Source organism: Terriglobus sp. TAA 43 (genome assembly GCF_000800015.1).
Classification (GTDB): Bacteria; Acidobacteriota; Terriglobia; order Terriglobales; family Acidobacteriaceae; genus Terriglobus.
The window spans coordinates 3,248,432-3,274,830 of record NZ_JUGR01000001.1; the positions used below are offsets into that span (position 1 = coordinate 3,248,432).

Here is a 26,399-nt window from a genome sequence, read left to right on the forward strand (position 1 = left end):
GGAGTCCAGTTTGACCGCAAGGTCGTTGAACGTTCCGAATGAGAACTGATGTTCGGTAGCTGGCGTTCAGTCGCGACTTTCCCGGCCATGCCGGGCAACCTGCGCTGCCATATGGGCAGGAAACTTACTTGAGTTGAAAAGCTAATTGCTGTCTGGTACGAGGGGGATGGCCTTTCGGCGTCAGGCTATGGCTACGCATCCAAGCAAGCCATCGCCGAAGCAGGGCTGGACTGAATCGCTCCTTTGAGCGGTGCCAGTTTTCGCGAACTTCATGGATGACTTCGTCATCGGTTGGTATCTGGCCATCGATGAGGAAGTCGTTCCAGGCAGCGAAGAGCGTGGTGATGATCTCTGCCTCTTCGGTTTTCTTGTCCGCGAACAGGTTCAGCAGGCGATCAAATTCGGCTTTCTGACTGCCGAGGACTGTGATGGCTTCTTCAGCTTTGGCCTTCAGAGCTTTCTTTGGGGAGTATTCAATCTTGCTGCGGCCATTGTTGAAAATCTTCTCGGTTACCGCGAACCAGTCGGTGCGTGTTCCCAAGCCCTCGAAGTCCTGCATCCAGGGGTCCCAAGGACCGGCAGCTTGGCGCATGGGCCGCCAGCCCAGTGGTAGCCCCAGGTGCGTCTCCGCGAGGTAGCAAGCTTTCATCAGCATCACCCTACCGAAACTCGGATTTCGTGAAAGGTGTTCAATGGCGTAACAGCCAATCGCTGCGCGCTGCGACGCGCGGTCGATAATGTCAGCGGTGGGATGCAGAAGTTCATGAATCACAGCATCGAGCAGTTGCGTCGCCTCCATCTGCGATGAGCGGAGCTGGGTATCCAGTTGATTGACCAAGATCATCAACCGGTCGACCTTGGCAACTATGTGACGTTGTTCTTCGAGTGTGGGCAAAGGCATTTCAAACGAGTTGATCTTCCCAAGGTAGAGGCACGGTTGCGCACTTTGCTTGACATTACCCCACACTAGAGACTGTCCCTCGGGGCTCCGCAGGAAGAGCTCTAGATAAGAAGGCAAAACGAGTTTTTCATTCGGACGGATTAGCGCAACACTACGAACCAAGACCATATCTGGAGGGTCCTGAACCAGGCAGATCCGTCCGGTTGTTGCTCCAACACAAACCATCAATATGTCATTATGTCGGGGTTTACATCTCCTCCAGCATCTCTCGGCTGTATCCGAAGCAACCCAATCCGTCTTGGTCAAATCGAGAAATCCGTCGCGAATGTTCTTCGCTGTCGCCAAAGGGATCCCTTCACTGACACGCTGGGGAGTGGCGTGCTCACCATCAGTGATTTGAAGGCAGATGCTGTTCAGAGTGACTCTAGGCCAGGTTGCGATTCCTGCGAGAAGTTTCGAAAGATGTCCTTGAATGCCTGCACTGAGGACAGCTTTGCGGAGATCCGTAGAGGAAACGGAATACGAGGGATGGAAGAGGAAATTGAGATTGGCTTGGGAAGGGGAATGGTAAAAACGAGCGATGGCTGCGTGGCTCAGCGCGGAATGCTGCCTCTCCCGTTCCTTCTGTTGCGCCTCTAGCCGTTCACACAGCGCCATCAACCCTTCAACCCTGGCCACAATTCGTTTCTGCTCTTCTACTGGCGGAAGTGGCAGACTAAGCATTCCGACGAGTTTCATGTTCAAGCCACGACGTTGCTCATGCCCGGTAATCTCACGAATAGCACGATAGCGGCTTCGCAGATTCCAGAACAGAAATTCAGGGAGTAGGTGATTACGTGAATAAGGAATCATCGCAACCAGAGACTGATTCAAAGCAGCTTCGATTCTCAAGAGTGCTACAGTTGCTCTGGTCTTTCCTTGACCGTTCAGAGCAATCAACACAGAATCTTCTGGGATCAGCTTGCAATTGCTATTTGCTATCCCTCGTTCGGTAATGCGCCCCTCGCACTCAAATATTTCTCCTCGATTGATGTCTCCGGAAAGCAGCCAACGCGTATTACCCCCAAAATTACGTGGCTCCGTCGTGCTTGGGGTTGCTCCGGTTTTTAGATCGCATACATCGCTGATAGCGCAACGATGCCAGGAGTTTGGTAATTCACAATCATCTCCAGCGGTTTCCCAGTCCTTAGCCGCGACCAAGGAGGTTTTTGGGGAATTCAGTTGCTTAGCTCTTGCCTCCTGAATTGCGTTGAATACTTTAGAACCATTCAATTCATTTGAATCTTGCTCAACGAGCTTAGCGCTCATTGCCAAGCGCAAAACGAGGTCCCGCATCTTTGCCACTGCATCAGGGGCGTCCGCGAACTGGTCGAATTTCTCGAAGAATATTTCCAGTTTCATGCGTCCTTCCCAACAGTGGCATTGAGCGCATGGTGCAGTTCCTGCTTTAAAGCGGCACGGGTTTCCGCGATATGCGAGAGGAGCTTTTCGTATGCGGGCAGCAGGTGATCGACATCGCCGGGGCCCACATCCAGCGTGTTCGGATTCTTGAGGTCGAGGTTGTAGTTTCCCTGCTTGATCTGGTTGATTGAGACACGCCACGCCTGTTCACCTTCGACTCGCTTCTTCCACCACTTTCGCTCCGGCTCGAACTCTTCAATGCGGATCGGCTTGCCCTTGTTGTAGCTCTTGGCCCCGGCCGGGTAAGGATGCTCGTAATACCAGGTCTCTGTGGTCGGCTGGCCCTTAGTGAAGAAGAGAAGATTGGTACGAATGCCTGTGTAGGGATTGAATACGCCGTTCGGCAAGCGAACGATGGTGTGCAGGTTGCATTCAGTGAGCAGCGCTTCCTTGATGCGTGTTTTCACGCCTTCGCCGAAGAGTGTGCCATCGGGTAGCACAAGGCCAGCGCGGCCGCCCGGCTTGAGAACCTTCATCAACAACACCAGAAACAGGTCCGCCGTTTCGCGAGTGCGGAACTCCGACGGAAAATTCGCTTCGATGCCATCCTCTTCCATGCCGCCGAAAGGAGGATTGGTGACGATGACGTCCACGCGCTCCTTGGGCGACCAATCACGGAGCGGCCGCGCCAGTGTGTTGTCATGACGGACATTCGACGGCACATCGATGCCGTGCAACAGCAAATTCGTCGTACATAACACATGAGGCAGGTGCTTCTTTTCAATACCCGAGAAACAGTCTTGAAGGAAGGCTTCATCTTCAGCGGTCTTGGCCTGCTTGCGGAGATGCTCGATGACGCAGGTCAGGAAGCCACCGGTTCCGCAGGCTGGATCTAGAACTGTCTCCCGCTTGCTGAGGCGTGGATTAACCTGTTCCACGATGAACTGGGTGACAGCACGCGGCGTATAGAACTCACCGGCGTTACCGGCAGACTGAAGATCCTTGAGCAGCTTCTCATAGATGTCACCGAACATGTGGCGATCGTCGGAGGCATTGAAGTCAAGACCATTGATCTTGTTGATCACCTGCCGCATGAGGGTGCCATTCTTCATGTAATTATTGGCATCCTCAAATGTCATGCGGATGAGGCCCGTGATCTTGTCCGTCCCTCCCGTAAGCAACTTGAGTTTGGGAAGCAGCGCGTTGTTGACAAAGTCAAGAAGCCCATCCCCTGTCATGCCTTCTTCGTCGGCGGCCCAGTTACACCAGCGCAGATGCTTCGGCAGAGGCGATTTGTAGTTGTCACGGAGGACTTCTAATTCCTTTTCGCGGTCATCAAAGATTTTAAGGAAAAACATCCATCCAAGCTGTTCAAGACGTTGCGCGTCGCCGTAGGTACCCGCGTCCTTGCGCATGATGTCCTGGATGGTCTTTACGATGTTTGAAACGTTCTGCATTGATTAGGCTGCTTCCTGATAGATCTGTGCTTCGAGTTCCTGGATTGCAGCAAGATAGAACTCCTTGCCGCCGAAGATCTGGAGAATCTCAATTGGTGTTCCGTATTTTGAGAGCGGGTCGACCTTGAGAATGTCCATTGACTCCAAGCTGTTCAGTCCGCCGTCTGCGAATTTTTCCAAGAGCGAATCTAGTACAGCGCGCACGCTCTCACCATATTTCGCGAACACGTTTCGTTTACGTACTCGGTCAACGCGCTCTCGACGGGTGAGCGGCGGCTGATCGAAGGCAACATGACAGATGAGGTCGAAGGCATCCAAATTACTGCCGATCTGATCCGCGAGCTCATCTAAAAACACGCCGCGCTTTGCAAGTTCCTCCACAATGGCGTGCTTGCGATCCGCCGCGTTCCATTTCGTGAGGAAAGCACTCAGAGACTGGTATTCCTTTTGAACTGCCTTGCGCGTGTAGTCCCTGAGCGATTCGGTAATCAGCTTGCCGTCCGCACCGAGGTACTGTACTCGTTCGGTGACTACGATGACCTCAACATCATCGACGTAGTACTTAGTAGGCCGATGACCATTTACAGCCAAGCCAGCGTCGATTGGATTGATCAGCACACCTTCGGGCTGCGCAGGATCGGCCGGTGCTGGAGGTTCCTCGGGAAGAATGGGAGGATCGTTCGGGCCAGGCTCGTAGACTTGCACGGGGTCGCCATCGAAATCTGGATCGGCAAAGAGCGCGGTCGCACGTTTGAAATCCATGATGGTGAAGTAGAGCTTGTTGTAGTCCTCATTGATTCGCGTACCACGTCCAATGATCTGCTTAAACTCGGTCATTGAGGCGATACGGCGGTCGAGCACGATCAGTTTGCAGGTCTGAGCGTCCACACCCGTGGTCATGAGGCGTGAGGTGGTTGCGATGACTGGAAACGTGGATTCAGGATCGATGAAGTTGTCTAGTTGAGCTTTGCCTTCATCGTTGTCTCCGGTGATGCGCATAACATATTTGCTATTTGCTGCTGCCCAATCCGCGTTGGCGTTCACGAGTGCTTGTCGCATCCGCTCTGCGTGGTTAACGTTCTCGCAAAAGACAATGGTCTTCGAAAAACGATCCGTCGCCTTCAAAAACTGTGTAATCTTGGCCGCGACAAGCTCCGTACGCTTTTCGAGAATGAGGTTTCGGTCAAAATCGAGATCGTTGTATTCTCGATCTTCAATCTCCAAGCCGTACTTGTCAGTTTGGCCCCGCTCAGGCCGCCAACCGTCTAGATCCTTATCGGTTCCGATTCGCACGACCTTGTAGGGCGCGAGGAAGCCATCGCTAATGCCTTGGCGAAGGGAATAGGTGTAGATCGGATCCCCAAAGTATTCGATGTTTGAGACCGTCTCTGTCTCTTTAGGAGTAGCCGTTAGGCCGATCTGAGTTGCCGTGGAAAAGTATTCCAATACCTTTCGCCAGGCTGCATCGTCTGCTGCACTCCCACGATGGCACTCATCAACCACGATGAGATCAAAAAAATCCGGTGAGAACTGCTTATAGATGTTCTGTTCATCTTCTGTTCCCGTAACGGCTTGATACAGCGACAAATAAATCTCGAACGCTTTGTCGACTGTGCGATTTGTGATCTTCGTCATCGCCTGACCGAATGGCTTGAAGTCATTCGTCTTGGTCTGATCCGCAAGAATATTGCGATCTACTAGGAAGAGGATTCGCTTTTTTGCTCCAGATTTCCAGAGTCTCCAAATGATCTGAAAGGCGGTATAGGTTTTCCCCGTGCCTGTCGCCATGACCAGGAGAATGCGATGCTGACCCAATGCGATTGCGTCTATCGTCCGGTTGATCGCGGTGAGTTGGTAGTAGCGTGGGCTCTTCCCCGAGCCATCGTCATAATAGTCTTGGGATGCTATGGCAGCTTGGGCCGGAGTGTAACCGCGTGCAGCCGCATACCGAGCCCAAAGTTCATCCGGAGTTGGGAAAGAATTTATTGAGAGTTCTCTTTCTATCACTCCACCGGTAGCCGTGCGATCGTGCTCGAGAAAGCCATCGCCATTTGAACTAAAAGCGAAGGGGACGTCTAGCGTCTCGGCATACTCAAGAGCCTGCTGCATCCCATCGCCTAAAGCATGGTTGTTGTCCTTGGCTTCAATGACGGCAATCGGAACATTGGGCTTGTAGTAAAGAAGGTAGTCCACTTTCTTGGCTTCGCCACGGCTGACAGTCTTGCCATGAACAATTACCCGCCCCTTAGTGAAATAGACTTCTTCACGAAGCTGGGTCATTAGGTTCCACTTGGCATGCTCTATAAGAGCGGGCGTGATGAACTTCGTGCGAATGTCGGCTTCAGTGAGCTCTTTCTTATTCATCCGTTAGCCTCGGCTGCGTATACCGCACACCGTCTATTGATTGGCAAAGACTCGAATCGCGGCGAAGGGCTGCAACCCGCGTGAAAGTTCGGGACAAGTTCAGTTGTTGCACCGAAGCATGATTTTATAGACATAATTCGGTTAACGTCTTTAAGACTACCTAGACAAAATGAGGCGTGGCGATGGCTAAGGACAGCATATCGGGCACGCGTGTGAACCAGGAGGCGCTCGCCACAGACAAGTGGCACATACGCCTCTGTACGCTGCGACCCGGGAGGCTGTATCTCTCGATAGGTTCGCCGTCAACACGACTCTAATGTCAGAGTCGCGAGTTACAAAGAGCTTCGTGCTGCCTAGTGCCACTTTTGTGGCATAACTTATGGTTTTTCGCGAGAGAGAGAAACAAAGCAGAGCCTGCGTGGCGGAGAGACAGGGATTCGAACCCTCACCGCAAATCCCAACGATCTACTCTCTCGAGTAGAACTTCGTCCCTGCCAGCGCAAGTGTTGGGCAGAAACTACGTTTCCTGGGGAAAGAGAAAACAAACTGAGACTGAGTGGCGGAGAGTGGGGGATTCGAACCCCCGATAGAGCTTTTGACCCTATAACGGTTTAGCAAACCGCCGCCTTCAGCCACTCGGCCAACTCTCCGCGGAGCCTTGCGCGCTCAAAACGCGCGTAAACAGCGCGGAACGGCGAGACAGGTTTGATTATAGCGTGCCTTTGTCAGAATCTGAATTTTTGCTTTTTTGCTGTGTTTTGTGGCGAAAGAGAGCAGTTTTCGGTTGCGAAAAAGGCACTTTTTGCACGTTTTTGTCTCACTTATTTGCGTTCTGCGTGCGCTTTGAGGCGCAGCAGGGTTTCGTCCCAGTGTTGGGCGATGACCTCCAGGTAATCGCGGACGCTGTCCAGCGAGTTGGGGGCGAGGCCGTAGTGCCTTTCACGGCCTTGCTCCCGGCAGCGCACCAGACCGGCGCGTTCCAGTACGTGCAGATGTTTGGTTACGGCCTGCCGCGTGACGCTGGTGGATTGGGTCAGCGATTGGATCGACTGCTCGCCCTCTTCGCCCAGCTTTGACATTAATGACAGCCGCGTAGCGTCGCCCAGTGCTGCGAAGATGGGGACGCATTGCTGGCGCAGATGTTCGGCTGCCGCTGGCTTACGCATCGGGCGATCCGGTCATGACGTAGCGCTGGATACGTGCTACCTGCTGCTCCCATCCGTTGCTGTTCATCTTGAAGGCCAACTCGCGGCGCCACTCCGGTACTTTGCCAAAGCCGCACTCCGTGACGCGCAGATGTGTTCCGCCGTTTGAAGGTGTGAAGTGGAAAGTGACGGTGGTTGGTGTTTCGCTGGAATAGTCCACATCCGGATCGAGAGCGTAGGGAAGCCAGCGATAGGCGAAGCGCGTTTCCGGCTCGATGGTTTCGACAGTCAGCTTCAGGCGGATGTGGCTGTACTTCGGGTTGGTGATCATGCCCTCCATCACTGCGCCCTCGGCGAACTGCGACTCGAGCTTCACACCAAACCACGCGCTGAATTCGTCGGCGCTGGTCACAGCCTGCCATACCCGCGAAACGGGTGCTTCAATGAAAATTTCCTTATCGATGCAGTCCTGCATATACGCAACCTCCCGGTTGCAAATAACTATTGCATCGTCAATCGCGACACGCAACCAGAAAGTTGCGTGTCGCGATTTGTCACATCCTGCTGGCATACTGGATTGCTATGAGAACGGTTCTGGTGACGGGCGCCGCCGGATTTATTGGTTCGCACCTGGTGGATGCGCTATTGGCACGCGGTGAGCGCGTGCGTGGGTTGGACAACTTTGCGACTGGGCTTGCGGAAAATCTTGCGGGCGTACGCGATCGCATTGAGTTCACGGAAGCATCGCTGACGGATCGCGATGCGTTGGCAAAAGCGGCTGACGGTGTCGATGTGATCTTTCATCTTGCCGCGCTTCCCAGCGTGCCTCGTAGCGTGAAAGATCCGCGCAGTTCGCACGTGGCGAATATTGAAGGAACGTTTGAGGTGCTTGAAGCTGCGCGTGCGGCAGGCGTGAAGCGCGTCGTGTATGCGGCGTCCAGTTCTGCGTATGGCAATCAGCCGGGATTCCCTCGTGTGGAGACGATGATTCCCATGCCCATTGCGCCCTACCCGGTGCAGAAGGTGGCGGGCGAGTTCTACATGAAGAGCTATTGGCAGGTGTATGGACTGGAGACGGTCTGCCTGCGCTACTTCAATATCTTTGGGCCGCGGCAGGTACCGAACTCAGAGTATTCCGGCGTGATGGCGAAGTTCATCCTGCAGCTGCTGCAAGGAGAACAGCCAACGATTTTTGGCGACGGCGAGCAGGGCCGCGACTTTACTTATGTAGCGAATGCAGTTCAGGCGAACCTGTTAGCAAGCGACGCCCCTGCGGAGAAGGTTGCCGGGAAGATTTTCAATGTTGCCTGTGGCGAGCGTCATACGTTGAACGAAACGTACCGCGTAATTGCTGAGCTTCTGCAATCCAAGGTGGAACCTGTCCACGGGCCTGAGCGTCGCGGCGACGTGAAAGATTCATTGGCAAGCATCGAAGCGGCTCGGCAAGCCTTTGGATTCAATCCACAGGTGAGCTTTGAAGAAGGCCTGAAGCGCACCGTCGCATGGTATTGCGAGCAGCTTCCCAAAAGCTCATAGCCCTTTGTTTCAATTTGTTGAATGCGTTGGCGGTATTTGGCGTCTGCCACGCGGAACCTGAAGCCTGCCCGGGCGTCCAATTGGGGAAAGTATCATGACGGTTTCACCCAACGCGAGGTTCGCCCGCGGAAACCGCTTGTTCCGGGGGCAGTATGGCGACAGGCAATATCGAAGATAGCGAACAGGCACTTGCAAACAGCGGGACTGCTCCAACAGTGACCACACTCACTGAGTGGCGAGCACGGGTTCAAAGCCGCGAGGCTCGCGTTGGCATCATCGGGTTGGGTTATGTGGGCTTGCCGCTCACGCTGCTGTTCTCAAGCGAAGGTTTTCGCGTCACCGGGTTCGATGTCGATGTGAAGAAGGTCGACACGCTGAACAGCGGTTCCAGCTATATCTGGCGGATTGAACCGGAACACATTGCCGCGGCACAGGCAAAAGGCTTTCGCGCGACGACCAACTTCCAGGACATTGCAGAGATGGATGCCGTGCTCATCTGCGTGCCGACGCCGCTGACGGAACATCATGCACCTGACCTGAGCTACGTGGAGACAACGGTCCATGCGATTGCGCCGTATGTGCGGCCCGGACAGTTGATTGTCTTGGAGAGCACCACGTATCCCGGTACGACGGAAGAGATCGTTGTGCGCATCCTTACCGAAGCGGGCGCAGAGCGTGGTGTCCACGTACAGATTGCTCCGCCGGAAGAGACAGAGAAGGTCGACGGCATCCTGGTGGCGTTTTCGCCGGAACGCGAAGATCCCGGCAACATGATCACGCCGCGTCGCGAGATTCCTAAGGTCGTCGGCGGTATGGACAAGACCGCGACCGAAGCTGCTTGTGCGCTGTATGGTTCGATCTTTACGAAGACGGTGCCGGTCTCTTCGCCCGCTACGGCGGAGATGACGAAGCTGCTGGAGAACATCTATCGCAGCGTGAACATTGCTTTGGTGAATGAGCTGAAGCAGCTCTGCATGAAGATGGGCGTTGACATCTGGGAAGTGGTCGACGCGGCGGCAACCAAGCCCTTCGGCTTCCAGGCGTTTTATCCCGGCCCGGGAATTGGCGGCCACTGCATTCCGGTGGATCCGTTTTACCTGACGTGGAAGGCCAAGGAGTACGGGTTCACCACGCGCTTCATTCAGCTTGCGGGTGAGGTCAATGAGGACATGCCGGTCTTCGTGATGCGGCAGGTTGCTCGTGCGTTGAATGCGCAGGGCGTCGCAACCAAGGGCGCGAAGGTGCTGGTGTTGGGCGTGGCGTACAAGGCAGATGTGGATGATCTGCGCGAGTCGCCTTCGCTGGCCATCATCGAACAATTGCAGGGGCTGGGATGCGATGTCAGCTACAACGATCCCTTCTTTCCCAAAGTGGGACACGGCCGTAAATACGCTCTGAACATGGAATCCACGCCACTGGAGCGGGTTAGCGAATTTGACTGCGTTTTGATCGCCACAGACCACTCCGCATACGAGATGGAAACGATTGTTGCGGAAGCAAAGCTGGTGGTAGATTCGAGAAACGCCACACGTCATATTCAGTCACCAAAGATTGTTCGCTGCTAATAATTCAGCGGATCAGTCCGGTAGACCAACGGCCATAGAGCTGTAGACGGGGCGGATTGCTGCCCCGTTTCTGCTTTCAGTGGCTGTTGAAACTGAGAGTTCTCTCACAGGTATTACAGGGTTGCGGCATAAGCCGTGCAACGCGCACCTATGCGCGTTTTGCGCGCCACCAGGTTCCTGTTTGAGGGGATTTCGTATTTTGCCGTTTTGGAACGACGCAACAGTCCACTTGAGATGTTTGCAGCGAGGGTCTGTCGCGGGCTGCCTCACGGTGGTGGTATTTCTCTTTGCCTCTTCTGGAAGCGTGATGCGATCCCAGCAACTGGAATCGCAGGCAATGCGCGCTCGAACGGCGGTGGAGGAACCTGCTGCAGCTGTTCGCAGGGCAAGAGCGTTTGTGCGGTCGCATCAGGCACCGCAACAGGATTCGCCTGCTGCGGCGCTGGTGTCGGCAAAGACGCAACAGGCTGGTCTGGTCCGGGCACAGGCGACTTCGCTGGCGACGCCGTGGACTGCGGTTGGCCCGGTGCAGGTGCAGTCATTGAGTTATGGATTGGTGACGGGACGCGTCACCTCATTGGCGCTCGACCCAAGTGATGCCAGCAACAACACACTGTATGTGGGAACTTCCGGTGGTGGCGTCTGGAAGAGCAGCAATGCGACTGCAAGCCCAGCCACGTTCACACCGCTGACCGACACGCTTCCTGTGTTCTCGCCCAATGGCGGAACGTCAGTGATTCCTTCGTTGTCCATTGGTGCTGTCTCTGTGCAGCCGGGGCGCACTGGCGTCATCCTTGCGGGAACGGGTGACCCGAACGATGCGCTGGATAGCTACTACGGTGAAGGTGTTCTGCGGTCCGCGGATAACGGCCAGACGTGGTCGTTGGTACAGACGGCGGGCAGCGCTTCTTTTGTTGGAGAAGGCATCGCCGGGTTTGCATGGAGTACCGCGTCGCCGCAACTGGTGGTGATGGCGGTATCTTCGGCGGCGGAGGCTGCGAACGTTCGCGCAACAAACTATCCCGGCGTGCGCGGTCTTTACTATTCCACGAATGCGGGGCAGACGTGGACGCTTGCCACGATTCAGGATGGCAGTTCGGTCGTTCAAAATCGCACCACCAATTACGCCACCTTTCGCGGCAATGCAGCTACGTCGGTGGTGTGGAATCCGATTCGCAAGAAGTTTTATGCGGCGGTTCGTTCACATGGATATTACGAATCCACCGACGGCATTACATGGACGCGTCTGACGAACCAGCCCGGCACTGGATTGACGGCAGCGAATTGCCAGCCGCGACCGGGTGATTATGGTTTGCAGGCGTGCCCCATCTTCCGCGGCACATTGGCTGTGCAGCCTGTGTCTGGTGACATGTTTGCCGTGACGGTTGATCCGAACAATGGCAGCCAGGGTTTGTGGCAGGATGCCTGCGCAATCTCCGGATCGGCTTGTGCGTCCACAACGATCGCATGGGCAAACAAGATTGACACTTCTGCCGTGGAGAGCGCGGGAAGTATTCCCCAGGGCGATTACAACCTGACATTGGCAGCGATTCCCGCGGCGACATCGCTTTCTGCCAGTGACACACTGCTTTTCCTTGGAACGTCCGATCTGTATCGTTGCAGCCTGTCGAGTGGATGTTCGCTGCGCAATACGACCAACGCCACGACTGGTTGCGCTGCTCCTGCGGGAGTCGCACCGGCGCAGCATGCAATTGCATGGGGCCTGACTGCGGGGAATTCTGCGACGCCCACCATGTTCTTTGGCAATGATGGTGGTTTATGGCGATCGCTGGATGGTGTGCAGCAGCAGGCGGGTGTATGCAGTGCCGATGATGCCACGCACTTTGACAATCTGAATGGTTCGCTGGGATCGCTTGCAGAGGTTTCAGGCTTTGCATCGGACCCTACCGATGTGAATGTGCTTCTTGCGGCGCTTGGCGCAAACGGCAGTGCTGCGAGTACGACTTCAGCGCAGGCCTCTGCCATTGCGCCGTGGACGCAACTGAATGCGGCTGAGAGTGGCGCAGTCGCTATCGATCAGGGCAATGGTCGCAACTGGTTGTTGCAGGCTGGTGCTGGTGTGGCTCTGCATGCCTGCGCGAATGGAAAGCTTTGTACCGCAACTGACTTCAGCGGTCCTACGTCGATTGGGGCTTCGCAGGTGAGTCGCGACGCATCACTGACGGATCCACCTGCGCTGCTTGACCCTGCGCTGAATACGAACGTGTTGGTGGGTACTTGCCGCGTGTGGCGCGGGCCTGAGGATGGAGGCGGCCTGTGGAGCACGTCGAACACAATCAGTGCACCGATGGGCAGCACGACACACAGTCCCTGTAACGGCAGTGATACGACGATCCGGTCTCTGGCTGCGGGTGGACGGGCGATCTTCAGTGGCGGTCCGCAGAATAGCGGGTCGTCTGTGCTGTATGCAGGCCTGGGCGGAACGCTGGATGGTGGTTCCATTTCTGCGGGACATATCTATGCCACGACTTCAGCGTCGACTGCGGGATCATCGACCGCGTGGACTGATCTGACGACGAACTCCGTCACGAACGACACGTCTCGCCGCTTCAATTCAGGTGGACTTGATGTCTCCAGCATCGCTGTGGACCCTAACGATCCCACGGGGATGACGGTCTATGCGACGATTCAGGGTTTCGGCTATCCGCATGTCTATCGTTCCACCAATGGCGGCGCTGCGTGGTTGAACATTTCCGCAAATCTGCCGAATGCACCTGCGAACGCTGTTGTGGTTGATCCGAACAATCCGGCTGTGGTCTACGTGGCGATGGACACGGGTGTGTACGTGGCGCAGGATGTGACCGCTTGCGTTGCAACGGTGAGCGGAACCACCGGTGCGTGTTGGAGCGTCTATGGAGCATCGCTTCCGAATGCGCCGGTGACATCGTTGTTCGCGTCGCCGGGCATCAGTGTTGCTGGCAGCTCTGCGGCAGGCGTGTTGCGCGCGGGCACGTATGGTCGTGGCATCTGGCAGATCCCGCTGCTCACCGCAGGACAAACAGCGGCTGCAGCAGCCACGTTCTCACCCGCATCGCTGACGTTTGGCACACAGGTTGTGGGGACAACGAGCGCATCGCAGACAATCACTCTCAGGAACACCGGCACGGCTGCCATGCAGATTACCGGCGCATCGGCCAGTGCGGGCTTCGTGGAGACGGATACGTGCTCCGGGACTTCGCTGACAATAAACAGCACTTGCACGCTCACGGTAAGTTTTGCGCCGGTGACCGAGGGAAGCATCACGGGAACAGTGCAGGTGGTTGCCAATCTTCCTGGTGGTTATGCAACGGTGGCGCTTGCCGGAACCGCCACTGGTGTCGCGAAGGTTTTAATTTCGCCGACGTCCATTGCGTTTGGAGATGTTGCGGTGAATGCCGTTTCCGCATCGCAGACGATCACGGTGAGCAACGCTGGCACGGCTACAGCAACGCTGAACATGCCAGTGGTGAGCGCTGATTACAAATTGACCGCGAGTACTTGCGGCACCACGCTCAACGCAGGCGCGACCTGCACTTTGTCGGTCGCGTACGCACCCACAATCAGTGGCATGAATAACGGCACCCTTACACTGACCAATAACACCGGCACCAGCATCGCATTTCTCAACGGGAATGGGGTTGGTACAGCGAATGTGGTGTATTCACCCACATCACTGGTGTTTCACGACACAACGGTTAATTTCCCCTTCGCTTCCACGTTCACGATCTCGAATACCGGGACTGCCTCCAGCGTGTTGACTGGCCCGTCATTCGTTGGGGACTTCAGCCTGTTAAGCAAGACATGCGACAGCGTGATCTTGCCAGGAAAAAGCTGCACAGTCATCGCGGTGTTCCTCCCTACGCAAGTCGGAACGCGAACCGGAAGCATGACCTTCGTGGATAACGCGGGTAGCCATACGATTCCGTTCTCTGGACGTGCGCTCCCTGCAGGTTCGCTGGTGATGCCCGCGCAACTCACGTTCGCGAGTACCGCAGTCAACAGCACGTCCGCAAGCCAGGTGATTACCGTAACGAATTCTTCGGGAATCGCTATGTTGCTTGGAGTTCTGCAGGCCTTTGGCGATTTCGGCGTCACAGCGAATACCTGCATCAATGGGCAGTTGCTTGCAGGAGCTTCCTGCCAATTAACGGTGGTGTTTTCGCCCACGGCAACAGGACTGAGAAGCGGGTTTATCACGCTGCATGACACCTACTACGGATCTACGGCCACTACTACCTTGTCAGGGACAGGTACGGGTGCGGCACAGATCAGCGTTACGCCTTCTGTGTTGGCGTTTGGCAATGTCGGGATTGGCAGCGTCGGCGCCGCACAGACTGTGCAGATATCCAATACCGGAACGGCCGCGCTCGCGTTGAATGGAAGAACCATCAGCGGCGATGCCAATTTTCATGTGGCATCGGACGCCTGCGGATCATCGCTGGCGGCGGGCATGTCATGCTCGATCTCTGTCACCTTTGTGCCTACGACCGCTGGTGCGCACTCCGGAGCGCTCACGTGGACAGATGCGCTGGGTTCTCGCTCCGTGTCTTTGAGCGGGAATGGACAGGGGCAGGCCGTCGTGGCGTTGTCGCCAACTGTCGCCGATTTTGGGATCGTATCTCTTGGTCAGAGTGGTAGCCAGACGGTCACTGTCTCGAATACAGGCGATGCACCTACCGGCCTCGGTATGCCATCAGCGACTGGCGACTTCCGCGTCACTTCCACCACCTGCGGCACCAGCATTGCGGCAGGAGGGACCTGCGGCATTACCGTTACCTTCGTGCCTTCGGTGGATGGTGCACGTAGCGGCACGTTGACTTTGGCAGATGATGCTACATCTCATGCGGTCACATTGAACGGCAGCGGTAAGGGAAGTGCATCGGTCGCGTTCGCTCCTGCCCTGCTTAGTTTTGCCGATACCGCACTAACAAAAATCTCTTCGGCGCAGACAGTGAGCTTTACGAACAATGGAACGGCCGCGGCTACGCTGGCTGCGGCAACCATCAACGGTGACTTCCGCATCACGTCAAACACCTGCGGCAGCAGCCTGGGCATTGCCGCATCCTGCAGCATCGGAGTGGCCTTTGCGCCATCAACGGCGGGCATCCATTCCGGCATCCTTTCCCTTGCCGATGCGGATGCACTGCGCTCTGTTTCCTTGCAGGGCACGGGTGTCGCGGGCACGCTTGCGATAGCGCCCACGTCGATCGCGTTTTACGACGCCACGCTGAATACCGCTACAGCCGCGCGCGATATTGTGCTGACAAACACTGGAGGTGGTGCGCTTAAGCTGGGCAGCATTACAGTGACGGATGATTTTGCCGTCAGCACCAATTGCAACGGGGTTTCGCTTGCAAGTGGCGGGACCTGCACACTCGCTGCCACTTTCACACCGAAGTCGGTGGGAGCGCATGCAGGGATAGTTTCCATTCCAAGTGATAACAATGGAATTGCCGGTAGCGTTTCTACCGCGGTTCTTAGCGGCAATGGCAAAGGCTCGTTCAACATCACGCTGACGCCGACTGCTGTCAATTTCGGGACGCAACTTGTTGGAAGCACCAGCACAGTCACAAACGTGACTGTGTCCAACACAGGCACTGACAGCGGTGCGTTGAGCAACATCTCTGTATCTGGTGGCGACTTCAGCATCCAGGCGAACACCTGCGGACTCTCGCTGGTATCCCAGGTAGGCTGTACTGTTTCTCTCGTGTTCAGGCCCACGACGAGCGGCACTCGTACCGGGACGTTCACGATTGTCAGCGATGCAGGAACACAGACTGTTCCTCTTACCGGCGTGGGAACTGTTCAAGCCACAGATGCAATTTCTGCATCGGTACTCAGCTTTGGAACACAAGAGGTGAACACCACAAGCGCACCCCAGACGATCACAATCACGAACAACGGTGACGTTCCGCTGACGCTGGTGAATGCCCAGGTACTCTCGGGCGATTTCACGGCAGTCAATGCTTGCGGTGCCACTCTGCCAGCGCATGTTTCGTGTGCGGTGACCGTCGCGTTTGCTCCCAAACATGTAGGAGCATTGACGGGAGTTCTTCAGATAAGCGACGTGCAGCGTGCGCAGACGGTTGCGCTCAGCGGCACCGCAATCGCTGGTGCGGGCGTTTCGCTGTCACCTGCAAGTCTCACGTTTGCAAACACCGGCGTGGGTTCGGTAGGTGCTGCCCAAACATTGACGTTGACCAATAACGGCGGTCTGCCGCTGACCATCTCCGCGGTCACAGTCAGTGGAAATTTCGGCATTGTGGCTGGCAGCAACACATGCTCCACCAGCGCGATTCCTGTCGGCGGCAGTTGTTCGATGGGCATTGCGTTTCTGCCGGATGGAGCAGGGGACCGCATGGGCAGTGTCGTCGTCACGAGTAACGCAGCGACGCAAATCACGCAGCTTTCCGGCACTGGAATTGATTTCAGTTTCACAGCCAGCGGTGCGAGCTCTGCGACGGTCAGCAACGGCCAGAGCGCAGCCTATGCGTTGTTGTTGCGACCTTCCGCAAGTTCGTCTGACGCGGTTACGTTTGCATGCTCTGGAGCGCCCACTCAAAGCAAGTGCACCATCACACCGCAGTATCGCGATCTCTCCGCCACTGGCACTGTCACCGTGACATTACTGACGGGCACCACCGCAAGCGCCATCACAGGCAAGCCGCTATTGTTCTTTCTTCTGCCACTTCCGTTATGGATGATGCGGAAAAAGATTTCGCGCGGGGTCGCTCTAGCGTTGGTAGCGTTCTTCGTTCTTGCTGGAGCGCAGGGATGCGGTTCGGGCAAAAAGACAGCTAGCGATGGTGCGTCAGGAGGTTCTGGTGGCAGCGGCACTACACCGTCAGGAAGCTACACCATTACGGTGTCTGCGACGGCTGCGGGTGTCACACATACCGTACCGCTCACATTGAAGGTTCAGTAACTACAACGCCACTGCAGCGGCATGCGCGCTGGCCCACGCCCACTGGAAGTTATATCCGCCCAGCCAGCCTGTCACATCGACGACTTCGCCGATGAAGACAAGCCGTGGAACTTTCTTTGACTGCATCGTCGTGCTGTCCAGTTCTGCTGTGCTAACGCCGCCTGCGGTCACTTCGGCTTTCGCAAAGCCTTCAGTTCCTGCGGGTGTTACGGGCCATGCATGCAGCCGCTCTTCCAGCCTGGTGATGGATGTGTTCTTCCAATCTGGCGGAGCGTTTTCATACAGCCATCGTTCCGCCATGCGTTGCGGAAGATGAGCCCGCAACAGGGCAAACGCCGTGGCGTCGTCACGGCGGTGATTCGCTGCAAGCATCGGCGTGAAGACATTGGCTTTCGGCGCCAGATCAAAATGCACAGCCTCTCCCGGTTGCCAGTACGACGAGATCTGCAATACGGCAGGGCCGCTCCATCCACGATGCGTGATGAGGATCTTTTCGCGGAATTTGGGTGCTGGACCTTTTTTACGCGGCGCGGTGGTTGCAATTGCTTCCGCGGACAATCCAGAAAGATCGCACCAGCGTTCGCGTTCTGTGTCGCTCAACGTGAAGGGAACCAGCGCTGCACGAGGTTCCACAATACGCAGCCCGAAGCTGCGTGCAATGTCATAACCAACGCCGGTAGCTCCGAGTTTGGGGATCGATAGTCCACCAGTTGCCACCACAACATTGCGCGACGTGAATTCGCCTGCGGAGGTATGCACGCGGAAGCCGCCGTCTGTCTGCTCTACGCGTTCCACTGCGGTTCGCAATTGCGTCTGCACACCAGCGTCGCGGCACTCCGATTCCAGCAGTGAAATGATCTGCTGCGCGCTGCCGTCGCAGAAAAGCTGTCCCAGCGTCTTCTCGTGATACGGAATGCGATATTTCTCCACTAGACCGATAAAGTCGCGTGGAGTGTAGCGTGCGAGGGCGCTCTTGGCGAAGTGCGGATTTTCGCTGAGGTAGTTCGCCGGGCCCGTATGGATATTGGTGAAATTGCAACGGCCGCCACCGCTGATCAGGATTTTCCGTCCCACTCGTTCGCCTGCTTCCAGTAGCAACACCCGCTGGCCGCGCGCGCCAGCCTGTGCCGCGCAGAACATTCCTGCGGCGCCTGCGCCAAGGACAATGCAATCGTAAGTAGGCGTTGTGGACATCTGATCTTTATCCTATTGGGAATGCAGTTACGCCGTTATATTCCCCCGGCACGTGCAGCGCGTTCTGCTCCGCGTGCAACCACTGTTGAGCCAGGCACCACGAACCATCACGGCCAGACCGTCGTGCGCAAGGCGTCGCGTGCCGTAAACGATCTTCCCGGCCAAAGCGTCTATGTTCTGCGCTGCAAAGGTTGCGGCCACGAGTATGGCGAGGCGGGCATCCGCGTGCATCAACGCAAATGCCCGGTGTGCGATGGCGGTAAACCGGGCCTGCCGGTTCCAGCAGAAGAGCCTTCGCTGTTCGGGTAAACGCGGATTTACGCGATAGCTCCCACTTCGCGCAGCTTTGTGTCCAGTTCATCCAGCGACTCCTGTGCCGTTCCGGCAACGGAGATGTGCCATGCCTCGTCTTCGGACGGATCTTCCAGCGTGGCAAGCTGGCTGGTGAGCAGATTCGGATTCATGAACTCGTGCGCGCGACGGTGCAGGTGGTCGGCAATGGTTTCCTGCGGCGCTGTCAGAACGGCAAAACGCACTGTGTCACGTGAAAGTTCGCCACGCAGCACATCGCGGTAGGCGGCCTTCAGGGCAGAGCAGGCCATGATCATGCCTTCGCCACGCTGGGCGTATTCCTCAATCTTGGCGTGCAGAATGGCCAGCCACGGTGCGCGGTCGTTGTCGTCCAGCGGCTGGCCGGCGGCCATCTTGGCCTTGTTTGCTGCGGGATGAAAGTCATCGCCGTCCAGAAACGGCCATCCCGTCTCCTTTGAAAGCATGGTGCCCAGTGTGGTTTTGCCGGTGCCACTAACACCCATCAGGATCAGGATCACTGTGGTAAGACCTCTCTTCTTTCTATTGTGCGGCATCAATGGGATTGCATCCACCCCGGGGGCCGCGTCTAATCTGTTGTGGTGATCATGCGTTCGTTTTCCGCCCTTCTGCCCGCTGCCGCCTTCCTGCTCGTGTCCGCCTGTGGATGCAAGGCTTCCGCACCATCTGCAGCTCCGTCGGATGCTCCGAAAGCCGCAGCCACCGCTGCGGCGGCGCCTGCTGCTCCTGCGACCGTCGCGCCGGTGTATGGCTACAGCGTTGTGGCGAAGTATCCGCACTCCACGGATAGCTATACGGAAGGTTTCCTGTACAAGGACGGCAAATTTTACGAAGGCACTGGCATGGAAGGCCGCAGCGGCATCCAGGTGCTTGATCCTGCCACGGCGAAGGTGCTGCAGGAACGCAAGATGACGAACAATTTCTTCGGCGAAGGCGTTGTGGACTGGGGCCCGAACATCCTGCAATGGACGTGGCAGACACACATCGGCGTGGTGATGGATCGCGCTACGTTGAAGCCTCTACACACCTTCACCTATACCGGTGAAGGCTGGGGCATGACGCATGACAACAAGCGGCTGATTACCAGCGATGGTTCGGCGACGCTGCGTTTTCGCAATCCGGAGACGTTTGCAGAGATTGGCCACATTGATGTGAAGGACGGCGACAAGCCTGTTGATCAGTTGAATGAGTTGGAGTACATCAACGGCGAAATCTGGGCTAATGTGTGGCACCTGGAGCGCATCGCGCGCATTTCCCCGAAGGATGGCAAGGTGCTTTCGTGGGTCGATGTCACCGGCATTCTGCCTGCATCAGAAAAGCGCGATGATGAGAGCGTACTGAACGGCATTGCGTACGACCAGTCCAAGGATCGTATCTTCATTACCGGCAAGCAGTGGCCCACCATCTTCGAAATCAAGGTTGGTCCGAAGAAGTAATCGCTGTACCTTGTCCATTGTTCTGGCGTAAAACGATTTCTACCTGATGTAGATGGCTTCGCAAGGAGAAATGCGTATGCACCTGATTGGAACGCTGATCATCGGCTTGATTGTGGGCGCGTTGGCGAAGTTTTTGATGCCCGGCAAAGATCCGAGCGGCTTCATCATCACGATTCTTCTGGGTATTGCAGGTGCGTTCGTAGGAACGTATCTAGGGCAATTTTTGCACCTGTATCAACCGGGGCAATCCGCAGGGTGGATCATGTCCATCATTGGCGCTATGATCCTGCTCGGCATTTACCGGTTGATTGTGGCCCGAAAGGCCTAAACGCCCAGGGCCTTTCGCAGTTCTTCCATCGTCTGGCCTTGCTGATGGAAGTGCCTCACCACGCCGCCTGTATGCAGTGTGCGTGACACAAGCGAAGGATCGGGGCAGGCGAATTGAACACCGGCGGACCCAAAACGCATTGCGTTGGCTCCGTTTGTTTTTTCCACGATGCCGTCTGCTACTAGAAGATGATTCAGCGCGAGTTGGTCATCGCGCTCGACTTGTGCTGCGGTGACGAAGCGATCCAGCAATGTTTGTGCGGCGACAGTAGGACGCCACAGCATGAAGCCGCAGCAAAGGACAAACCCAAGTGCGCGATCCACGTCCATGGGAATGCTGTGATCCAGTTGCGCGATGACATCTACATCCGGAAGCGATGCAAGCAGTGGAAGCACATCGCCTACGGGGATGGCATCCAGATCCAGCACCATGACAGAGTGACCTGCTGCAACGAGTGCGCGCAGGTACAGCGTCCGCACCAGCCACAGAACGCCACGCGTCTTCGGATTGAGCTTGCCTTCGTTCCATGCGAAGAAGCTGCGGCAATCTATAACGTGGACGTCGTTGTACGTCTCCGTTACTTGCAGTGCGGCATCATCCATCGCCAGCACCACAATGCGCGAACCAATGTGCTTTCGCACCTGCTGTATCCAAAGACCGAACATCGATAGATAACCGCCGCTGAGCGGTACAAGGACGATGGGTGAGCCGTCGTCGCTGGTCGCAAGCGTCTGCACTTCCTCACGAATGTGCGCTTGCAGTGAACCGTCTTGCAGTGCAGCAGAAAGCGCGCGCAGTTTGTGTGCGGTGTCGGCTATGAAGGTATTTCCAGCGGTCGTCGCACTCCTCTCTGCATCTTCGAGAAAGTCGTCGGACAGAGCAGGTTCTTCAATGCGTGTTGCCATCTCTGCCAGTTCCAGAGTGAGTTCGGGTGTGCGCTCGCCGTTATCCTCCACGATGCGGCGAAACAGCGCATGCACGCTGCCGGGCTTCATGCGATGCGACAGCATCAATGCATACGAAAGCCGTCCGACGGAGTGGCGATCCAGTTCGCGCAGCGGTGTCTGCGCCAGCACAACAGCGGCGGGATACCACAGGTGCATGCGTGCCAACGCCTTGCTGAGTGCGATGCCGAGACGCATCGTTACGCGGCCTCCGTGGGGCGATTGCGCTGGAAGCGACTCATCAGGATCACGCGCAGTTCATCCATGCGGAAGGTTGCATAAGCCGCAACAGCGAGTAGCAGCGTAGATGCAAGCGCGACGCCGGTGGAGACAGGTAGCGTCCAGTGTGCGGCTGCGATTGCAGGGAACGATGTGAGCGCAAATGCCGCGATGATGAAGATGATGAAGCGGCGCAGCAGACTGTTGTCGATCATCGCGTCATCGGGGAAGAGTTTGTGATTCAGGTAGACCACATACGCGGTCTGCAGAATCTCCCACACCAGCCACGTCACAATGAATCCCGCCACACCCCACGAACGCATCGTGAATACCGAGATCGCGAGCATGATGGCGTAGCCAATGAAGATGCGTGTCGACAGCTTCTCGTGCTCGTTGCTTGAGGACTGGAACTGTGTCTTGTGTTCCTTCAACCCCAACACGGCAGAAACGATTGCCATCTCAATGCAGAGATACGGGTGATAGTCGATGCGGTCGTGCAGCCACAGATGAAACAGGAGCGGACACATCAATAGACTGCCGATGCTGACCACGGGAATCAGGAACAGCACCACGCGTTCTGACAGATCGTAAAGACGCCGCAGTTCGCCCCAGTCGGATTTACCGACGAGCATGGTGATGTCCTGCCCGATGACGTTCGATGCCATGGAAAGAATCTGGCGCGACATCTGGAAGACCACTCGCACCAGTGAAAACAGCGTGACCATCGCAGGGCCAAGCACGCGCTGAATCACAATGACCGGACCCTGCCAGGTGAGAAACCCTGCCATGGCGATTAGTCCAAAGTGCCAACTGGGCTTCAACATGCGGCCTACTTCTGGCCACGAGCCATCGCTCAATGAGGGGACTAGCACGCGTTCTGTGTGGCGCAAATCAAACAGCGCATAGACCGTGAAGATCAGCAGTGTGGCAAGCTGCAGTGCGGCCAGCACCGGGAACGAACTACGCATGGCCACACCCACTGCCATGCTAATGATCCAAAGAAAACGCTGCGCGCTGGAAATGTAGTTTCCACGATGCAGACGACCCACTGCCATGTAGCTATTCGTCAGCAGGCTGAAGAACATGTTCAGACCGATCTGCAGGATCAGCAGATACATGGTGAGTGCCGCGGCCTGCGGACCAACATGGCTCAGCTTCAGCATGTGCGCCACGGGAATGACGAAGACAACCAAACCACCGACCATGAACACCAGCAACACCAGCAACAGAAGGCGAAACGCGCTCGCCTGAATCGCCTTCGCGCCGGGAATGTCGCCGCGCGTGAACAGGATGGTCATCTGGTTGTTGGCGTAGGTCTGCACGCCGTAATTGAGCGTGCCCAGGTAGTTCACGCTGGCACTCAGCGCGATCCATTCGCCGTAGACTTCCACGCCTTGTCCATAAAACTTCAGGAAGAAGGGGGGAACTAACAGCTGCATCAGCACGGTTAATCCCTGACCCAGGAAGGCCGTCACCAGCAATTGCAGGATGCGCTTTAATCTCATTGTTCCTGTTAGTTTATCTGCACCAGAAGAAAGAGGACGCTGCCATGCAGCGTCCTCTGTTGCAGTGCGGTCAAAAATAATTACCAGATGTGGATACGATCCTCTGGTTTCAGATAGAGCGCATCGCCGGGTTTCACACCAAATGCGTCGTACCACGCGTCAAGATTGCGTACGGTAGCTGCGCGATACATGCCCGGCGAATGCGGATCGCCAAGCACTTGCGCACGCAATACGTTTTCGCGTTCCAGCCCTGCGTAGTTCTGTGCAAAGGCGATGAAGAACTGCTGATCCCCCGTAAGACCATCGACCACTGGTGCAGATTTACCCTTCAGCGATGCACGATACGCGTCGTATGCGGCCTGCAATCCGGCGACGTCTGCAATGTTTTCGCCCAGCGTCTGCTTGCCGTTGATGTGCAGATCGGGGAAGGGAGCATAAGCGTCATACTGTTTCGCCAGTGCTTCAGTGGAGTCATTGAAGTGTTTCAGATCAGCCTCGGTCCACCAGTTGCGCACACGACCCTTGCTGTCAAAGGCGGCGCCTTCACTGTCAAAGGTGTGTGAAATTTCGTGGCCAATCACAGCGCCAATCGCGCCATAGTTTGCGCCGTCGGTGCGTGCAGGATCAAAGAATGGTGGCTGCAGAATCGCCGCAGGGAAATTGAGTGCGTTGTCCAGCGGAAGATTTACCGCGTTCACCGTTTGCGGCGTCATCGTCCATTCTTTGCGATCTGTTGGTTTGTCGATCTGCGAGAGCGCGTACTCATACTCGAAGCGGCCTGCGCGCCACACGTTGCCAAAGAGATCATCCGGCTTGATTTCGAGTGCGGCGTAGCTGCGCCACTTTTCTGTGTAGCCAATGCTCACTTGCAACGCATCGAGTTTCACGATGGCTTCTTTGCGTGTGGCGGGCGCCATCCATGTCAGCGTTTCCAGTCGCGTGCGGAAGGCCGTCATCAGGTTCGTGACCATCACCTGCACCCGCGCTTTTTCTTCCGGCGTGAAGTATTTTGCTGCGTATATCTTGCCGATGGCATCGCCAAGAATGTCGTCCACCAGCATGACTGCGCGCTGCTGCCGCGGGCGTTGCGATGGTGTGCCGGTGATGGTTTTCACATATTCGAATCGCTCATCGGCAAATGCTTTCGAGATGGTGGAACCGTAAGCCGTGACGATGTGCGCGATGAGGAAGTCTTTCCACACAGCGACGGGCTGCGATTTCACGAGATCACTTTCCGCAGTGAACGCGGTTGGCTGCCAAACGATGAACGTCTTCTGATGTCCCAGCCCCGCGGCGGCGAAGTAGGTTTTCCAATCCAGTCCGGGCGCTTTCTTTTCAAAGTCTTCCAGTGTCCACGGATTGTTGGCATGTTCAATATTTTCGCTGTCGGCGAGCGACACCTGCTTCTGCGCAATTGCAGTTTCCAGAGCGAGCACCGCGGTGGCACGCGCGTCGGCATTTTCGTAGCCCAACAGATGGAAGACCGAAGCGAGATGTTTGCCGTACGCCTCACGCACTTGTTTCATGCGCGGTGCATCGCTCAGGTAGTAGTCACGGCTGCTCAGACCCAGGCCGCCCTGTAGCAGGTACGGTGCGTAATGGTCGGGGTCGTTGAAACCGGGCGCCACCCACAGGCCGAACAGATTTGCCGTGTGATAGTTCGTGTTGTTCAACGCGTCCACGTCATTGCGCAGCGAACGGCCAAGCTGAATGGCGAGTTCGTGTCGATCCTTAATGGCCAGAATGGGTTTCAACTGCGCGTCGAGCGCGGCGCGGCCGTGCGCTTCAATGGCGGCTTCGTCCATGTACGAGCGATAGAGGTCAGCGATCTTTCGGCCATCAGAGCCCGCGGGAGCGTGCTGTAGCTCTGGATTGGTGACGATGGCGGCGACGAGTTTCTGTGCGCGGTCGTCCAGCATGGAGAATGTGCTGACGGAACTGCGATCGGCGGGGATGCTGAGCTTCGCGAGATAGGTGCCGTTGGCGTACTTGTAAAAGTCGTCGCCGGGTTTGGCCGTCTTGTCGATGGCGGTGGCGTTCACGCCGCGCTGCTGTGCGGGAGCAGCGAGTGGGACCGATGTCGTGAGCAGGGCCGCCAGGGCAGCCGAAAGGAACAGTTTCATGAAGTACTCCAGCCACACATTCTATGCCGCTGCGCCCACGATGCATTTTCGCGCCTGACCGCGTCTTTCGTGTGGTCATCGCGTCTGTACATGCGAGAGGATGTTCGTCATGAAAACGCTCTGGAAGTCTGCGGTACTGTGTTCTGCCCTCACGTTGTCCACGCTCGCCTTTGGGCAGAACGCCACCAGTGGCGGCGATCAACAGCCGCAGCAGGATGCGCAGGGACAGGGAATGCGCCGAGGAACGGGCGGTCTCGGTGGGCAGGGTGGCCGTCGCGGCGGTGCAACGCGCGGTACGGTGGCGTCGGTCAGCGGATCGAACATTGTCGTAAAGGATGACGCAGGAACGACCTGGACCATCATCACCACGGAAAACACCCGCGTGATGCGCGGTCGCGAGACACTGGCTATCTCCGGCATTCAACCCGGCGATGAAGTGATGAGCATGGGCATGCCTGATGCTGACAAGCACGAACTCCACGCCATGATGGTGATGGATGTGCCCGCTGCAGACGTCGCAAAGGCGAAGGCGAACCTGGGCAAAACGTACATCGTGGGCCGCATCACCGCGATTGACGAAACGAAGCTGACCATCATGCGCACGGATAAGGTGTCGCAGACGATTTCGTTGGATGAGACGACCAGCCTACGCAAGGGCGGTCGCATGGATCCCGCCGCGCTGCAGGCTGCCGGATTGAATACCGGCATGATGGGCATGGGCGGCGGCATGGGACCTGGTGGCGGCGGTATGGGACCTGGTGGCGGCGGTATGGGACAGGGCGGCAGAAATGGCGGTGGTAACGGTGCCAATCGCCCTGCTCCGAATGCCGAGGGAGAGTCCATCACGCTGGCGGATGTGAAGGTGGGCGATAGCGTGATTGGCCTTGGTTCGGTGAAGGGCGGTGTCTTTGTGCCGACCGATCTGCGTGTGCAGGAACAGCGTGCCGGCGGACCTCCGGGAGGTCGTCGGAATGGCGGCAATGGCGATGCACCTCCTCCGCCTCCGCAGCAATAATTTCATCAGTG

At 56.6% G+C, this 26,399-nt stretch carries 17 protein-coding genes and 1 tRNA gene; 7 read left to right on the forward strand and 11 right to left on the reverse strand.

Annotation, left to right across the window (positions count from 1 at the left end; genetic code table 11):
• Nucleotides 1-124: 124 nt before the first annotated feature.
• The 6 genes from M504_RS13720 to M504_RS13745 all read right to left on the reverse strand — a co-directional run bounded on the left by M504_RS13720 (nucleotide 125) and on the right by M504_RS13745 (nucleotide 7,743).
• Nucleotides 125-2,302 carry a restriction endonuclease subunit S gene (locus tag M504_RS13720; RefSeq protein WP_047492326.1) on the reverse strand — a complete coding sequence of 726 codons (2,178 nt, stop codon included), beginning with the start codon at nucleotides 2,300-2,302 and terminating at the stop codon, nucleotides 125-127.
• Nucleotides 2,299-3,759, reverse strand: a complete 1,461-nt coding sequence (locus M504_RS13725; RefSeq protein ID WP_047492331.1) for a class I SAM-dependent DNA methyltransferase — start codon at nucleotides 3,757-3,759, stop codon at nucleotides 2,299-2,301. Before M504_RS13725 ends, M504_RS13720 begins: the two co-directional genes overlap by 4 nt.
• A gap of 3 nt (nucleotides 3,760-3,762) precedes the next feature.
• A complete protein-coding gene (hsdR, locus tag M504_RS13730; RefSeq protein ID WP_047492334.1) occupies nucleotides 3,763-6,123 on the reverse strand; it encodes an EcoAI/FtnUII family type I restriction enzme subunit R in 2,361 nt (786 codons plus the stop codon).
• Nucleotides 6,124-6,680: 557 nt separating this feature from the next.
• Nucleotides 6,681-6,773, reverse strand: a tRNA-Ser gene (locus M504_RS13735).
• Nucleotides 6,774-6,944: 171 nt separating this feature from the next.
• The gene (locus tag M504_RS13740; RefSeq protein WP_198137606.1) at nucleotides 6,945-7,289 is read right to left on the reverse strand and encodes a helix-turn-helix transcriptional regulator; all 345 of its coding nucleotides are present in this window, start codon (nucleotides 7,287-7,289) and stop codon (nucleotides 6,945-6,947) included.
• Entirely contained in the window at nucleotides 7,282-7,743 is a 462-nt protein-coding gene (locus M504_RS13745; RefSeq protein WP_047492337.1) for an SRPBCC family protein, read from the reverse strand. The genes M504_RS13740 and M504_RS13745 overlap by 8 nt, the downstream gene beginning before the upstream one ends.
• 107 nt (nucleotides 7,744-7,850) lie before the next feature.
• Here M504_RS13745 and M504_RS13750 point away from each other — a divergent pair, with 107 nt between their 5' ends.
• The 3 genes from M504_RS13750 (at nucleotide 7,851) to M504_RS21410 (ending at nucleotide 17,294) form a co-directional block, all read left to right on the forward strand.
• The gene (locus M504_RS13750; RefSeq protein ID WP_047494974.1) at nucleotides 7,851-8,804 is read left to right on the forward strand and encodes an SDR family oxidoreductase; all 954 of its coding nucleotides are present in this window, start codon (nucleotides 7,851-7,853) and stop codon (nucleotides 8,802-8,804) included.
• 152 nt (nucleotides 8,805-8,956) lie between these two features.
• Nucleotides 8,957-10,369, forward strand: a complete 1,413-nt coding sequence (locus M504_RS13755) for a nucleotide sugar dehydrogenase (protein ID WP_084214338.1) — start codon at nucleotides 8,957-8,959, stop codon at nucleotides 10,367-10,369.
• A gap of 307 nt (nucleotides 10,370-10,676) precedes the next feature.
• Nucleotides 10,677-17,294, forward strand: a complete 6,618-nt coding sequence (locus M504_RS21410) for a choice-of-anchor D domain-containing protein (protein ID WP_052200732.1) — start codon at nucleotides 10,677-10,679, stop codon at nucleotides 17,292-17,294.
• Here the strand turns inward: M504_RS21410 and M504_RS13765 are convergent, their stop codons facing one another.
• Entirely contained in the window at nucleotides 17,295-18,488 is a 1,194-nt protein-coding gene (locus tag M504_RS13765; RefSeq protein ID WP_047492341.1) for an NAD(P)/FAD-dependent oxidoreductase, read from the reverse strand. It abuts the gene before it with no gap.
• Between the two features lie 21 nt (nucleotides 18,489-18,509).
• On the opposite strand from M504_RS13765, the gene M504_RS13770 reads away from it, so the two are divergent.
• Entirely contained in the window at nucleotides 18,510-18,797 is a 288-nt protein-coding gene (locus tag M504_RS13770) for a zinc-ribbon domain-containing protein (RefSeq protein ID WP_052200733.1), read from the forward strand.
• An 8-nt stretch (nucleotides 18,798-18,805) separates the two neighbouring features.
• Here the strand turns inward: M504_RS13770 and M504_RS13775 are convergent, their stop codons facing one another.
• Complete coding sequence (locus tag M504_RS13775; protein ID WP_232296284.1) at nucleotides 18,806-19,354, reverse strand: gluconokinase; 549 nt, start codon at nucleotides 19,352-19,354, stop codon at nucleotides 18,806-18,808.
• 51 nt (nucleotides 19,355-19,405) lie between these two features.
• On the opposite strand from M504_RS13775, the gene M504_RS13780 reads away from it, so the two are divergent.
• Together M504_RS13780 and M504_RS13785 are read left to right on the forward strand one after the other, a co-directional pair.
• Complete coding sequence (locus tag M504_RS13780) at nucleotides 19,406-20,254, forward strand: glutaminyl-peptide cyclotransferase (protein WP_084214430.1); 849 nt, start codon at nucleotides 19,406-19,408, stop codon at nucleotides 20,252-20,254.
• A 76-nt stretch (nucleotides 20,255-20,330) separates the two neighbouring features.
• The gene (locus M504_RS13785; protein WP_047492344.1) at nucleotides 20,331-20,582 is read left to right on the forward strand and encodes a GlsB/YeaQ/YmgE family stress response membrane protein; all 252 of its coding nucleotides are present in this window, start codon (nucleotides 20,331-20,333) and stop codon (nucleotides 20,580-20,582) included.
• On the opposite strand, the gene M504_RS13790 is transcribed toward M504_RS13785, so the two are convergent.
• The 3 genes from M504_RS13790 to M504_RS13800 form a co-directional block, all read right to left on the reverse strand.
• On the reverse strand, nucleotides 20,579-21,724 hold the full coding sequence (locus M504_RS13790) for a putative nucleotide-diphospho-sugar transferase (RefSeq protein ID WP_047492346.1): 1,146 nt from the start codon (nucleotides 21,722-21,724) through the stop codon (nucleotides 20,579-20,581). The genes M504_RS13785 and M504_RS13790 overlap by 4 nt on opposite strands.
• A 2-nt stretch (nucleotides 21,725-21,726) precedes the next feature.
• The gene (locus M504_RS13795) at nucleotides 21,727-23,250 is read right to left on the reverse strand and encodes a lipopolysaccharide biosynthesis protein (RefSeq protein ID WP_047492348.1); all 1,524 of its coding nucleotides are present in this window, start codon (nucleotides 23,248-23,250) and stop codon (nucleotides 21,727-21,729) included.
• Between the two features lie 80 nt (nucleotides 23,251-23,330).
• Complete coding sequence (locus M504_RS13800) at nucleotides 23,331-25,373, reverse strand: M13 family metallopeptidase (RefSeq protein WP_047494993.1); 2,043 nt, start codon at nucleotides 25,371-25,373, stop codon at nucleotides 23,331-23,333.
• Nucleotides 25,374-25,482: 109 nt separating this feature from the next.
• Between M504_RS13800 and M504_RS13805 the strand changes: the two genes are divergently transcribed.
• Nucleotides 25,483-26,388, forward strand: a complete 906-nt coding sequence (locus M504_RS13805; protein ID WP_156993771.1) for a DUF5666 domain-containing protein — start codon at nucleotides 25,483-25,485, stop codon at nucleotides 26,386-26,388.
• Nucleotides 26,389-26,399 lie beyond the last annotated feature (11 nt).

Coding starts and splice junctions, on each gene's coding strand:
- M504_RS13765 (WP_047492341.1), bottom strand. CDS start 18,488: ATGTCCACAACGCCTACTTACGATTGCATTGTCCTTGGCGCAGGCGCC.
- M504_RS13740 (WP_198137606.1), bottom strand. CDS start 7,289: ATGCGTAAGCCAGCGGCAGCCGAACATCTGCGCCAGCAATGCGTCCCC.
- M504_RS13785 (WP_047492344.1), top strand. CDS start 20,331: ATGCACCTGATTGGAACGCTGATCATCGGCTTGATTGTGGGCGCGTTG.
- M504_RS13720 (WP_047492326.1), bottom strand. CDS start 2,302: ATGAAACTGGAAATATTCTTCGAGAAATTCGACCAGTTCGCGGACGCC.
- hsdR (WP_047492334.1), bottom strand. CDS start 6,123: ATGAATAAGAAAGAGCTCACTGAAGCCGACATTCGCACGAAGTTCATC.
- M504_RS13805 (WP_156993771.1), top strand. CDS start 25,483: ATGAAAACGCTCTGGAAGTCTGCGGTACTGTGTTCTGCCCTCACGTTG.
- M504_RS13790 (WP_047492346.1), bottom strand. CDS start 21,724: ATGCGTCTCGGCATCGCACTCAGCAAGGCGTTGGCACGCATGCACCTG.
- M504_RS21410 (WP_052200732.1), top strand. CDS start 10,677: ATGCGATCCCAGCAACTGGAATCGCAGGCAATGCGCGCTCGAACGGCG.
- M504_RS13725 (WP_047492331.1), bottom strand. CDS start 3,759: ATGCAGAACGTTTCAAACATCGTAAAGACCATCCAGGACATCATGCGC.
- M504_RS13750 (WP_047494974.1), top strand. CDS start 7,851: ATGAGAACGGTTCTGGTGACGGGCGCCGCCGGATTTATTGGTTCGCAC.
- M504_RS13800 (WP_047494993.1), bottom strand. CDS start 25,373: ATGAAACTGTTCCTTTCGGCTGCCCTGGCGGCCCTGCTCACGACATCG.
- M504_RS13755 (WP_084214338.1), top strand. CDS start 8,957: ATGGCGACAGGCAATATCGAAGATAGCGAACAGGCACTTGCAAACAGC.
- M504_RS13770 (WP_052200733.1), top strand. CDS start 18,510: ATGCAGTTACGCCGTTATATTCCCCCGGCACGTGCAGCGCGTTCTGCT.
- M504_RS13795 (WP_047492348.1), bottom strand. CDS start 23,250: ATGAGATTAAAGCGCATCCTGCAATTGCTGGTGACGGCCTTCCTGGGT.
- M504_RS13780 (WP_084214430.1), top strand. CDS start 19,406: ATGCGTTCGTTTTCCGCCCTTCTGCCCGCTGCCGCCTTCCTGCTCGTG.
- M504_RS13775 (WP_232296284.1), bottom strand. CDS start 19,354: ATGCCGCACAATAGAAAGAAGAGAGGTCTTACCACAGTGATCCTGATC.
- M504_RS13745 (WP_047492337.1), bottom strand. CDS start 7,743: ATGCAGGACTGCATCGATAAGGAAATTTTCATTGAAGCACCCGTTTCG.